The organism is Bacteroides cellulosilyticus DSM 14838 (assembly GCF_000158035.1).
Lineage (GTDB): Bacteria > Bacteroidota > Bacteroidia > Bacteroidales > Bacteroidaceae > Bacteroides > Bacteroides cellulosilyticus.
Genome location: NZ_EQ973490.1, coordinates 1,360,662 through 1,373,891 on the forward strand (window position 1 = coordinate 1,360,662; position 13,230 = coordinate 1,373,891).

At 47.4% G+C, this 13,230-nt stretch carries 10 protein-coding genes; 1 reads left to right on the top strand and 9 read right to left on the bottom strand.

Annotated features, from left to right (window positions below):
- Positions 1 to 21 precede the first annotated feature (21 nt).
- Complete coding sequence (locus BACCELL_RS09595; protein ID WP_007211541.1) at positions 22 to 1,266, top strand: DUF4861 domain-containing protein; 1,245 nt, start codon at positions 22 to 24, stop codon at positions 1,264 to 1,266.
- Between the two features lie 87 nt (positions 1,267 to 1,353).
- On the opposite strand, the gene BACCELL_RS09600 is transcribed toward BACCELL_RS09595, so the two are convergent.
- The 9 genes from BACCELL_RS09600 to BACCELL_RS09640 all read right to left on the bottom strand — a co-directional run bounded on the left by BACCELL_RS09600 (position 1,354) and on the right by BACCELL_RS09640 (position 13,152).
- Positions 1,354 to 1,968: a polysaccharide deacetylase family protein gene (locus tag BACCELL_RS09600; protein ID WP_007211542.1), complete on the bottom strand. Its 615-nt coding sequence runs from the start codon at positions 1,966 to 1,968 to the stop codon at positions 1,354 to 1,356.
- 130 nt (positions 1,969 to 2,098) lie between these two features.
- Positions 2,099 to 5,443 carry a glycosyltransferase family 117 protein gene (locus tag BACCELL_RS09605; RefSeq protein WP_007211543.1) on the bottom strand — a complete coding sequence of 1,115 codons (3,345 nt, stop codon included), beginning with the start codon at positions 5,441 to 5,443 and terminating at the stop codon, positions 2,099 to 2,101.
- 175 nt (positions 5,444 to 5,618) lie between these two features.
- A complete protein-coding gene (locus tag BACCELL_RS09610; RefSeq protein WP_007211544.1) occupies positions 5,619 to 6,470 on the bottom strand; it encodes a metal ABC transporter ATP-binding protein in 852 nt (283 codons plus the stop codon).
- A 23-nt stretch (positions 6,471 to 6,493) separates the two neighbouring features.
- Positions 6,494 to 7,426 (bottom strand): metal ABC transporter solute-binding protein, Zn/Mn family, encoded by a 933-nt coding sequence (locus tag BACCELL_RS09615; RefSeq protein WP_007211545.1) that lies wholly within the window; start codon positions 7,424 to 7,426, stop codon positions 6,494 to 6,496.
- Positions 7,427 to 7,460: 34 nt separating this feature from the next.
- A complete protein-coding gene (gene mnmC2 / locus BACCELL_RS09620; RefSeq protein WP_007211546.1) occupies positions 7,461 to 8,114 on the bottom strand; it encodes a tRNA (5-methylaminomethyl-2-thiouridine)(34)-methyltransferase MnmC2 in 654 nt (217 codons plus the stop codon).
- 3 nt (positions 8,115 to 8,117) lie between these two features.
- The gene (locus BACCELL_RS09625; RefSeq protein WP_007211547.1) at positions 8,118 to 8,591 is read right to left on the bottom strand and encodes a YqaA family protein; all 474 of its coding nucleotides are present in this window, start codon (positions 8,589 to 8,591) and stop codon (positions 8,118 to 8,120) included.
- Positions 8,576 to 9,577: a hypothetical protein gene (locus BACCELL_RS09630; protein WP_007211548.1), complete on the bottom strand. Its 1,002-nt coding sequence runs from the start codon at positions 9,575 to 9,577 to the stop codon at positions 8,576 to 8,578. The genes BACCELL_RS09625 and BACCELL_RS09630 overlap by 16 nt, the downstream gene beginning before the upstream one ends.
- Before the next feature lie 22 nt (positions 9,578 to 9,599).
- Positions 9,600 to 10,874: a phosphoribosylamine--glycine ligase gene (gene purD, locus BACCELL_RS09635; RefSeq protein ID WP_007211549.1), complete on the bottom strand. Its 1,275-nt coding sequence runs from the start codon at positions 10,872 to 10,874 to the stop codon at positions 9,600 to 9,602.
- A 133-nt stretch (positions 10,875 to 11,007) separates the two neighbouring features.
- Positions 11,008 to 13,152, bottom strand: coding sequence for a S9 family peptidase (locus BACCELL_RS09640; RefSeq protein ID WP_149949420.1), 2,145 nt, complete (start codon positions 13,150 to 13,152; stop codon positions 11,008 to 11,010).
- Positions 13,153 to 13,230: the final 78 nt, after the last annotated feature.

Here is a 13,230-nt window from a genome sequence, read left to right on the forward strand (position 1 = left end):
ATTATCAATTGATTAAGCAATATGAAAAAGTTATTCCTTTTACTGGCAACAGCATTCGTATGTTTTGCCTGCACCAACACTAAGGATGTAGTTACCGTAACGGTAAGCAATCCTTTGGCAATGGAGCGTTCCAATGAAATGGTTGAGGTGGCTATGAGCGACATCGCCAACCAACTGAAACTGGCTGACACAGCACAGATTGTGGTTCTGAATGCTGACGGACAACAAGTCCCCTATCAGATTACTTATGATGAAAAAGTGATTTTCCCTGCAAGCGTAGCTGCTAACGGTACGGCTGTTTATACCATTCAGGCAGGCACGCCTGAAGCTTTTGCAGTAAAGGCTTGCGGTAGATATTATCCTGAACGTGTGGATGATGTAGCCTGGGAAAATGATCTGGTTGCTTTCCGTGCGTATGGTCCTGCTTTGCAAAAGACTGGCGAACGTGCTTTCGGTTATGATGTTTGGACGAAGTACAATACCACCGAACCGGTTGTAGAAGCCCGTTATGCAGGTGAGTTGAATCCGGAGACTAAAGCAAAGATCGCTGAATTGAAGAAAACTGATCCGAAAGCTGCACAGGAATTGTATCAATCGGTATCTTATCACGTAGACCACGGAAACGGTCTGGACTGCTATAAAGTAGGTCCTACGCTGGGTGGCGGTACTGCTGCTTTGATGCCCGACGGTGAAATCGTTTATCCGTATTGCTACGCTACACAGGATATTCTGGATAACGGTCCGTTGCGTTTCACTGTGAAGCTGGTTTACAATCCGCTGACTATCAAGGGTGACTCAACCGTGATTGAAACACGTGTTATCACGCTGGATGCAGGCTCTCACTTGAACAAGACTGCGGTTTCTTTTGATAACCTGAAAGAGACTACTCCCGTGGCTACAGGTATCGTGTTGCACGAACCGGATGGTGCTGTTGTAGCTGATGCTGCTGCCGGCTATATCACTTATGTGGACCCTACGGACAATGTGAATAATAATAACGGTAAGATATTCGTAGGTGCTGCTTTCCCGACTACAGTGAAAGAGGCAAAATCGTTGCTCTTCCCTGAAAAGGAAAAGAATGAACTGCGTGGTGGTGCCGATGGCCATGTATTGGCTATCAGCGATTATGAACCGGGTTCAGAGTATGTTTACTACTGGGGTGCTGCCTGGGACAAGGCTGACATCAAAACTCCGGAAGCATGGAATGAATACATGGCAAACTATGCTCAGAAGGTACGTAATCCGTTGACGGTGACAATTAAATAAATCTCGTCTTGAAATAGTAGAGTCCCACTGAGTTCAATCAATTTGAAATGAACTCAGTGGGACTCTGTGTTATTCTGTGGTGAAACCTTATAGCAATTTAAACTCGTATCCTTCCTCTTCCAGAAAATCCAATGCCCGCGGCAGTGCATATTGCAGGTTGCCGTTATTCCAGGACTTCAGCGAGTCGTGGAAAGTGATAATAGACCCGTTCCGTGCATATCTCATCACATTGGCAAGTACTTGCGGACCGCGCAATTTCTTACTGTAGTCACGCGTAACCAAATCCCACATCACTATCTTATAATGCCGTTTCAAGGTGAAATACTGTCCCCAGCGCATGTGACCGTGCGGTGGACGGAAGAGATCTGTTTTCATCAGTTCATTCGCCTTGTCCGTATTGGCAAGATAATTGTCGGACAGATATTCGAATCCGCGGATATGATTGAATGTATGGTTTCCGATGCGGTGACCGCCATCTACTACCATTTGGAATACATCGGGATGCTTGCGTATATTGTCTCCCACCATGAAGAAGGTGGCTTTGATGTCATGTTTATCCAATAGTTCAAGTACCCATGGGGTTACTTCGGGGATGGGACCATCATCAAAAGTCAGGTAGACGGATTTCTCGTTCGGATCCATTCGCCAAATGGCACCGGGATATAGCTTTCGGACAAACTCGGGAGGCTGTTCTATAAACACGGTTATTAGTGATTAACGATTAGTGATAAGTGATTAGTAGTTAGCGGTTAGTGATAAGTGATTAGCGGTTAGTGCGCGATGTTACGGCACAGCCGTTAATCACTTATCACTAACCGCTAATCACTATTTCTTATTTCATACGGTCAACGCACATCTGATACAATTCGTTCAACTTGCTGTCATATATCGGAGCCAGTTCGGAATTATACTTCTGCATAAGCTTCACTTCTGAACTGAGGATAGGCAGCTGATAGTCGATGATTTCACGGCTAGACATAGCAAAACGTTGTTCATCCAGGCTCAGATACCAAGTGAGGTATTCCACGGCCTTGTCGGCGAGTGCCTTCATAATGCTGTCGGCTTTTTCCGTTTCGCCCAGTTGATAGTATGCTTCTGCCATTTGTACGGCACCGTTCTGCCAGTCGTACGGCACATTGTAGGCAGGAATCATCTTCTCTGCGTAGTCCAATGCTTTCTTGGCCTTGTCATTCTTGCCTTCACGTATCAACTGACCTACGAGTTGTGAGAAGATACGTCGGTGAGAATAGCACATACGCATGGCGTTTTCATCAATATAGATACCTTCCTTGTCGATGCCACCGAACTTGAACTTGTTCATCAGGTTGTCATACATCTTTTCGCTATCCAGTTTGACGCCTGTCTTGTCGGTATCGAACGGAGTGAAGCGATAGGTTAGGCCTTCCTGTATGAAGTGATTACCCATGCCGAGGTGGTTTTCCGTACCTACGCTGACTGCCATGTAGATAGGACGTTCCCAATTGGCTTCTGCCAGCATTTCAAGCATCATCAGTTCGCTCTTATAAAGGGCGCGTTTGCCTTTCAGTGAGATGTGCATGTAATCGGGGATACTGTCGCCCGGTATCATCATGCCGCTACGGCGTACAGCTTCCTTATCCACCTTCAGTACAATGCTGTCCGTAGGAATTACTTTGAGATCTTCATTTTTACTTCGTACCCAATATTTCAGGATGTTCTGCAATTCGTACGGGTTTTCACCGAACTCTTTCTTCACATTCACCAGAGCTTCCGGGTTACCGTTCAGTGCCTGCTTTTCAGCTTCGGCATAGAGGGCGTCGATGCTCTTCTTGTAATCGGCCTGTACAGGAATGTATTCATTGGTTCCTTCCACGTAATCCATACGGTCCCAAGTGATGGGTAATGACGGAGAATCGTAGGCAGGACGCTTCATCTGGTCGATATACCAATCTGTCTGTAAGTAACTGAGGTTACAAGTACGTGCATCCGTGCGGAATCCTTCTGTTTCCTGATTGTACCACAAGGGGAATGTATCGTTATCACCGTTGGTGAAGATAATTGGATTGCCGGTTTCTTGCAGAGACATCAGATAGTTCTGGCCGAAGTCGCGTGCCAGATAGCGGTCGCTGCGGTCGTGGTCGTCCCACGTCTGGCTTGCCATCTGTATGGGCACGAACAGGCAGACAACGGATGCCAGTGTTGCGGCCGGAAGTTCCTTCATCTTGGCGTAGTGTTGCAACAGGCGGATAATACCTGCCACACCCATACCTATCCAAATGGCAAAGGCGTAGAATGATCCGGCGTATGCATAGTCGCGTTCACGCGGCTGGCTCGGTGTCTGATTCAGGTAGAGCACAATGGCGATACCCGTCATGAAGAACAGGAAGAACACTACCCAGAACTGTTGAATACCCTTCTGTCCGCGGTATGCCTGCCATAAAAGGCCGATGATACCGAGCAATAAAGGCAGGCAGTAGAAGACGTTGTGTCCCTTATTGTTTTGCAGTTCCTGCGGCAACAGACTCTGGTCGCCCACCAGGAAGTTGTCAATGAACGGGATGCCTGTGATCCAGTTACCATGTTCTATTTCTCCGCTGCCTTGCAGGTCGTTCTGGCGTCCGGCGAAGTTCCACATGAAGTAGCGCCAGTACATCCAGTTGAGCTGGTAGGTGAAGAAGAACTTGATGTTTTCCCATTGTGTGGGCATGTTCACCATCACCATTTGTCCGCACTGGTCATAGGGAACGTCTTCGCCCTTAATGTCCACCCAGGCTTGATATTCCCTGGCGTGCTGACTGCTGTACATACGCGGGAAAAGCATATTCTGCGCGTATTCGTATTCGATACGTCCGGGGATTTCAATATAGCTGTCCTTTTCATCGGGAGTGGCTTTTTCCTTGCGGATAAATTTGGTTCCGTTGTACGAGATACGCGGTTCGCAATAGCCATCTTTTACATCGAGGGCTACTTTGGAAGAGAATGCCTGTCCGTAGAATAACGGGCGGGTTCCGTATTGTTCACGGCCCAGATATTCACCCAGCGTGAAGATGTCTTCGGGTGAGTTCTGATCCATGGGGGTGTTGGCTGTAGAGCGGATCACGATAATGGCGTAGGAAGAATATCCGATGACAATCATCATGGTACACAACAGCGAGGTGTTGAGCGTACGCGCAGAAACACGATATTTCTCTTTCATACTTGCCTGCATCTTCGGGCTGAGGTAGAAGAACAGGAAGGCGATAACAATAATACCTATAATAACAGCGCTCGTTCCGTGTCCGTAGAAGGGAATACCTAACAAGGCAATTGTCAGTACGAAGGAGACGGACATGCGCATCTTGTTCTTTTCCGTGTAGCTTTCGTATACTCCCCAGATGATGGAAGCTGCCAATACAATGATGTAAACCATTACACCGCTGTTGAAGGACATTCCCAGTGTATTCACGAAGAACAGTTCGAACCAGCCTCCTACTTTTACAATACCCGGTACCATGCCATAAAGTACGGCGGCAACCAGAATGCCCGAAGCGAGCAATGCCAGTAATGAACCTTTGGCATTTGCGTTGGGCACTTTCTTGTAGTAGTAAACCAGTACGATGGCAGGCAAGCAGAGCAAGTTCAGCAAGTGTACGCCGATACTAAGTCCCGTCAGGTAAGCGATGAGGATAAGCCAGCGGTCGCTGTGAGGTTCGTTCGCCACATCCTCCCATTTCAGTATCAGCCAGAATACAACGGCTGTGAAAAGAGAAGAGAATGCGTAAACTTCACCTTCGACGGCACTGAACCAGAAGGTGTCACTGAATGTATATGCCAGTGCGCCTACCAGACCGCTACCCATGATGGTAATCAGTTGTCCGCGGGTAATATTATTCTCATCTGTAACAACAAGTTTGCGCACCAGGTGCGTGATGCTCCAGAACAGGAACAGGATACAAGCGCCACTCATCAGTGCACTCATATAGTTTACCATTTTGGCAACGGTGCTCGGGTCGGAGGCAAATTGTGAGAACAGGTTGGCTACCAGCATGAAGAAAGGTGCTCCGGGCGGGTGTCCTACTTCCAGTTTGTAGCCGGTAGTGATGAACTCCGGGCAGTCCCAAAAACTTGCAGTCGGCTCAATAGTCATGCAATAGACCGTAGCTGCAATGAGGAAAGTAATCCAACCCACAAGGTTGTTTACGGTTCTGTACTGTTTCATTCGGAAAGAATTCGTTATGTTTTTAAGTTATAGCTCTGTATTTTTGTATATACGGCCGCAAATATAGTGATTTAACTGCTAAATGCGTGGAGGTAAGGCATATTTATTAGGATAGGTTAAAAGATATACATTGATTTTTTGTAGAGAAAAGTTTCAAATATTATAGCTTTGATGTTTAATGTTCGCAATTACAGCATCCACATTCGTCGCCATGTTTATGCTCTGCCAATATGCGATGGGGCAGTGCTCCGTGCCCTAATAACTCTATCGGACAGTTGAAGTTCCGTTCCAACCATTCCTCACTTATCCCCGTGTCGGGATGATAGTCCAGTGTTTCATTCACACAGGCGATGGACTTCACTTGTTGCAGTACTGTGCCGATGTCATGGCTGACAAGAATGATGGCGCAGTCGTGGTTAATCTCTGCCAATAGTTCGTAAAGGCGGGCTTCGAAACGCTTGTCGATATAGGTACTGGGTTCGTCTAGGACAACGAGTTGAGGATCGGAGATGATGGCACGCCCCAGCAAAGCACGTTGCAATTGTCCGCCGCTTAGTGCGCCGATGGCACGTTCTTCCAATCCTTCCAATCCCATGCGGGCAATCACTTGGTGGGCTTTCTCCCGATGTGCTGCGGTGAAGCGTGAAATAAGTGACTTTTGCGAGCTGAGTCCGGAAAGGATTACTTCTTCCACTGTAATGGGAAACTTACGATCTATACTGTTGTATTGTGGCAGATATCCCATGGAGAGTTGAGAGTTGAGAGTTGAGAATTGAGAGTTGGTTGCGCTGTTATCATGAGGGGCCGAGCTATTGCCGGAAGTTGTTGCAACTCTATATAAGATCTCTCCTCCAGTAGGTTTCAACAGACCGAGTATACATTTGATGAGAGTTGTTTTTCCGCCGCCATTAGGGCCGATGATGCCCAAAAAGTCCCGGTCGTAAACGGTGAGGTTTACGTTGCGTAATACCGTGCGGCTGTCATAGCCGGCACTGAGATTCTTTATTTCAATAAGAGGCGTACCCATTTGTTTACTGCTTGACGATGTCTTTAGTTCTTAACGACCAATTCCTTGGCAATGTTCAACATTTCTTCTTCCCAATCGTAAGAAAGCGGATTGATAGGGATTACCTTCGTTCCCGTCTGTTTGGCAATGATCTCCGCATTGCGACGGTCAAATTCAGGTTGTACGAAGATAACACGGACTTTCTCCTTTTTACAAGTGTCTATCAGATTCTTGAGGTGGGAGGGAGAAGGCTCTTTACCATTTTCTTCGATGGAAATCTGATGCAGACCGTAGTCGCGGGCAAAGTAAGATAATGCCGGATGATAAATCATGAAAGCACGGTCCGCATTGGGAGCCGACAGCATGTGACAAATAAGGCTATCGGTATGTTCAATCTGGTTGCAGAGACTTTTGTAACGCTCCATATAGACTTCTTCATTGCCTTTGTCGATGGCGCACAGTGCATTTACGATATTTCCGGCAATAATCTGTGCATTATAGGCAGAACTCCAAACGTGTGGTTCCACACCCAAAAGATGCTGATGCTCATCGTCTTGGATGGAATCGTGGGCGTGAGGTTCATCGGCATCGTGATGATGGTGGGCGTGTGAGGAATCATAAATCAGGTCGATGCCGCGGGAAGTATCGAAGAATTGCAGGTGCGGAGCGTTATCCGTCAGCTTGTCCATCCAGGTTTGTTCAAAACCGATGTAGCCGATCCGGAAGTAGGCTTTGCTCTTGGCAAGATCTACGAGTTGCTGGGGGGTAGGGTCGTAGGTTTCCGGGCTACTTCCTTTGGGAACCATGCTGATAACGTTGAAGTTATCGCCTGCAATGGCTTCGGTGAAATAGCGTAATGGCTCAATAGTGACAGTGATGACGGGCTTATCGCCTTCACTCTTATTATTTTGGACGCTGCTGTTCTTGCAGGATGCGGCAAGCAAGGCAGCGAGGATGTACAGGAATGTTCGTTTCATTATTATATTTATGGTTTTTATAATTGATTACTCTTTATGGTTTCTCTTTCGTTGCCCTCAGTATCTCCCGTTTTCCCCCCGGAGGTCCCGGAAGGCGCTCCACACGGAAGCCCACAGCTTGCAACATACGGCGGATGACACCTTTGGCGCAATACGTCGTCAATATTCCCCCTGTATTCATATAAACGTAAAGAGAGCGAAATAATTGCTCGTTCCACATTTCTGGTTGCTTTTCAGGGGCGAAAGCATCGAAGTAAACGAGATCAGGATTTAGTGATAACCACTTATCACTAATCGCATCCATCTTTATCTTCCGCAGGGTGAAGTGCGGGGATATTTTTACGTCTTCTTCCCACGGGGCGGTGTGCAGCTGCTTGAACAGCGGGTTATTGCTATATCCTAGTGCATCGACTTCTTCCCAGGCAAGGGGATAGAGCTCGATACCGGTATAATGTACGGGACGCGCATCCTGTTCGGCAGCTTCCAGTGTGAGCAAGGCATTCAGTCCGGTGCCGAAGCCTATCTCAAGAACGTGCGGTTGCGGTGCGGCAGAGGCTTTCAGACCCATGTTGATAAAGATATGCTGCGACTCTGTACGCGCCCCTTTCACCGAATGATAATGTTCATCCAGTTCGGGCACAAAGAGCGTTGCGCTTCCATCTTCCGTACGTTCTATAATTCGTTTCATAACTTAAAACATAGATATTACTCCCTGCAATGCCAGCAGCATCACGGCATACCGTATCAGCTTTCCGGCAAACATGGACGAAGTAGTCAGCCATACATTGCTGCGCATGAAACCCAGTGCAATGGCAATTACTTCGCCCACGAAGGGCAGGAATGCGAAAAAGCCCATCAATGCTCCTTTACCTTGAAGGAAAGTCTGCATCTTGTCTACTTTTTCTTTTTTTACTTTGAAATATTTCTCTATCCAGACTACGTTACCCAGACGCCCCATGTAGTAGCACGTCATACCGCCAATCGTATTACCCAACGTGGCGAAGAGTACACACATCACCGGACTGAGCCCTACCTTTATCAGTGCTATCATCACCAGTTCCGAACTGAACGGAACGATGCTTCCTGCCAGTAAGGCGGAGATAAATAAACCGAGATAGCCCCAGTCTATCAGGAGTTGAACCAATGAGTCTACAAAAGCATCCATACGTTAAATCCGAATAAGAGTATAAGCCCGGCAAGGGCACAAATGAAAAACACATTAGAAGCCCGACTGTTCGTCAGTACCACGAAATGTCCTGTCAGGATGCTGACGCCTATCAGCAGCAAGGGCAGGAGGTGAAACGTTTGTGCCGGTTGCAACAGGATATAGACGAAGATGCAGAACGTCAGGAAAATAAGGAAATGCAGATAACTGCGGGTACGTATCTTATCTTCGTAACCTGCCACCAGGCAGTGAACGGAGCTTACTATGAACAACAGGAACAAATAGCCCAATGTAGCGATTTCCCATAATGGGAAGTTCCATAAAGTAATGGGATGGAACGTCACCAGTTCGATGAATGGCTGATAGAATAATTCTATTTCACCATAGAAGTAGGCATGTCCAAACAGGAACCAATAGGGGAGCGTCCAGCCGATCAGACCTCCGAAAAAGCTCTTAGGAGTGAGTGCCTGGAAACTGTATGCACCGATCCAGAAAATGGGAATGAACAATGTCAGTTGCGGGAAGAACAGACTGCCCGCCCCGATAAACAGGAACGAGTAGAATAGGATGCCCGCCGGATGTGGATGTTGATAGCCCTTGAACAGGAAGAACAAAGATATCAGAAATGCTGTCGAGGCAATGTCTCCGGCATATAATTGGTGCATGGCAGGGCAGACAGATATCAGCAGAAAGTAAATGGCTGTCTGCACGGATGCCCGCATACGGATAATGGCGAAGGTGTTGTTCAGCTCTATCAGGAAGTAGCCGATTATACCGTAAAGCAGAAAGCTTAGGGGCGCACTTGCCCATGTCGGAATCCAATCGTTGTAGATGGTTTCCCACAATGGGTAATTGCTTTTCATCACTGGAATCTCGGGTAATAAGATGGAAGTCAGTACCCAGCAGAACAGTGATAGAAAGACAGCAGCGGGGAGGGTGAAGCGCCCCGCTGTAATCCGGTTCTGTAATCGTTTACTTCGTATCATTATAATAAAGGTGATGGGGTGATTAGAGATCGAACCCGATGTCGCGGCGGAAATACTTCTTGTCGAAGTGGATCATATCCGCTACTTTATAACTTTTGGCAAGGGCTTCCTCCTTGGTTTCACCATACGAACATACGGCAATCACGCGTCCGCCGTTCGTTACCACTTGTCCGTCTTTCATTGCGGTTCCGGCATGGAAGAGGATGCTGTCCGTGGCTACCGCTGCTTCAAACCCGGTCATCACTTTGCCCTTTTCGTAAGCTTCGGGATATCCACCGCTGACAAGCATGACACAGGCGGCTGTCCGTGGGTCCATCACCAATGTCTTGGTGTCGAGGTTGACATCGCGTACACCTTCCAGAAGTTCTACAAAGTCGCTTTGTATACGCAACATGACGCTTTCTGTTTCCGGATCGCCCATACGGACGTTGTATTCTATCACCATTGGTTCACCTTTCACACGGATCAGGCCGAGGAAGATGAAGCCTTTGTAAAGGATGTTTTCTTCCTGTAATCCGCGGATGGTAGGTTCGATGATGCGGGTACGTACCTTTTCCATGAATACCTCGTCGGCAAAGGGGACAGGAGTTACACTTCCCATGCCACCGGTATTCAGGCCTTTATCGCCTTCACCGATGCGTTTGTAATCTTTGGCAACAGGCAAAACCTTATAGTTCTTACTGTCTGTCAGCACAAATACGGAGCACTCTATACCGCTGAGGAATTCTTCGATAACAACTGTGGCGCTGGCCTGGCCAAACATACCGCCGAGCATTTCTTCCAGTTCCCGCTTGGCTTCTTCCAGTGTAGGGAGAATGAGCACACCTTTTCCGGCGCATAGACCGTCGGCTTTCAGCACGTAGGGAGCTTCGAGGGTTTCGAGAAAAGCAAGGCCTTCGTCCAGATTAGCAGCAGTGATGCTTTTGTAACGGGCGGTGGGAATACCGTGACGTTCCATGAAGCCTTTGGCGAACTCTTTGCTGCCTTCCAGTTGCGCACCTTTAGCTGTAGGGCCGATGATGGCAATATGTTGGGTGGAGGCATCTCCGGTAAAGCTGTCGTAGATACCTTCTACCAGCGGATCTTCGGGACCTACCACGATCATGTCTATCTTTTGTTCTAAAGCGAAGGCTTTCAAGGCAGGGAAATCGGTTGCCTTGATGGATACGTTCTCACCTACCGCACTGGTGCCGGCATTACCGGGGGCGATAAAAAGTTTCTCTACTTTCGGGCTTTGGGCTATTTTCCATGCCAGGGCATGCTCGCGGCCACCACTTCCTAATAATAATACTTTCATGGTTTCATTTACAATTTACAATTTACAAAGTACAATTAAAGTACAATTAACAATTTACATTTCTTTCTCTTCTTCTGTGCTTTACCATTTTACTCATGCACTAAATTGTACATTGTAAATGGTAAATTGTACATCAAAGATGTTCTTCAAAATAACGGGTTATCTTTTCATGTAGATGTACCCGGTCACGTCCCCTGACATTGTGCTTATGTGTGGGATAGATAAACAGGTCCGGATATGTGCGTGCATCCACACAAGCCTTTATGAACGAAAGTGTATGTTGAGGTACACAAGTATCGTCATGATCATCATGGATCAATAGCAGATGTCCTTTCAGATTGCCGGCAAGGTTTTTCAGGTTGCACTCTTTGTACCCTTCCGGATTACTCTGTGGGGTATCCATATAGCGTTCTCCGTACATGATTTCATAATATCCCCAGTCGATGACCGGACCACCTGCAACGCCTACCTTGAATATCTCGGGATAGCGGAGCAGCAATGCCGTAGTCATGTGACCACCGAAACTCCAGCCGTGCACACCGATGCGGTTGCCATCTACATAAGGCAGACTTTTCAGGAATTCCACACCTTTCACTTGGTCTTTTCCTTCTTCAATGCCAAGATGTCGGAAAGTAGCATTTTCAAATTCCAGTCCGCGGTTGTCACTTCCACGGTTGTCGAGGCTGAACATGATGTAACCTTTGTTGGCCATGTAGATATCCCAGCCACGTGCACCGTTCTGCCAACCGCCGGTGACCATTTGGGCGTGCGGTCCACCGTATACATAGACAATGGTGGGGTATTTCTTATTCGGATCAAAGTCCGCAGGTTTTATGAGACGATAGTAAAGATCAGTCATACCGTCGGCAGCTTTGATGGTGCCTACTTCGATGCTCGGCATGGTGAAGTCCTTGAATGGATCTTCTGCTGTCAGCAGATTGATGCTTTTCCCGGTTTGTGTGGCGATAAGGTTGATGCTGCGTGGCACTTCAGGGCTGGAATAGGTATCTATGAGGTAACTGCCGCTTGCACTCAGTGTGCCGTGGTGTATACCTTCCGGTGTGCCTAGCGGGCTACGTTTGCCTGTTGCTATGCTTACTTTGAAGAGGTTGCTTTGCAACGGGGAATATTCCGTGGAAGCTATGATGATTTCTTTCTTTCCACTGTTGAAGCCAAGTACATCTTGCACAAGCCAGTTGCCGGAAGTCAGTTGCTTGACCAGCTTACCGTCTGTGCCATAGAGGTACAGGTGGTTGAAGCCGTCGCGTTGGCTTTGGTAGATAAACTTGCTGTTGTCCCACGGCAGGAATACGATGGGGTGCTGGGGTTCTACGTATTTGGGATGTGTCTCTTCAAAAAGAGTTCCTATCAGTTCGCCTGTTTCTACGCTGTACTGGCATAGCTTGGCATGGTTCTGATCACGGTTCAGCTCTATGAGATAAAGGCTTTTGGCATCCAGTGCCCAACTTATATTGGTGAAGTAACGGTCGGTAGGATCACCTGCATTCAGATAAATTGTCTTCTGCGTTTCGGGATTGTAGATGCCTACAGTTACTTTGTGGCTCGTCATACCTGCCATCGGGTAACGTACATTGTTCAATTCGCCCACCCGTGCGGTGATGTCCACTAACGGATATTGTGTTACCATGCTTTCATCCATGCGGTAGAAGGCGAGCAAGTCACCTTTCGGACTCCAGTAAGTTCCTTTGCTGATGCCGAACTCGTTACGGTGTACGCTTTGTCCGCATACGATCCCTTCCGGTTCGTTGGTTACGGCGCGATCGTTAACATAAAGATTATTATTCAGAGTGTAAGCAATATGGCCGCTTACGGTATTATAATCCTCATTGGCTGCCTTTTCTGGCAAGGCTTGTTTGCTGATGATCTTATCCGCTTTCCAGTCGTAAACGATATAATTACCGGGCAGAGTGATAAGCAACTGAGTCTTTTCAGCCCAAGGCAGGCTCACCTGATATAAATGACTCAGTTTACCCAGTTTTTCCTGTTCCAGTGCCTGGTTGATTCTCTCACGCGTCAGGAGTAGGGTTTCCTTTCCTGTTTTAGGGTTCACTGCAAACAAAGAGTCTATTTCGGGCTTGATGCACGTGTCTCCCCACCATTGCAGTCCGTACAGGCTTTTTGCAAAGCGATAGGTTTCTCCGCCGGGGATCAGGTCTTCCAGCGTCGGTTTCTTTAAATCTTGTGCCATAACGTTCGTTGTGAAGAGAGCGGATGATGCCAATAATATCACTCCCATCCATTTACTGATTATCTTCATGTTCATAGTCTTTTGTTAGTCATTCTCTTTTCTAAAACCTTTCACTTCTATTCTGCCCATTGGTGTACTTTTCACTTG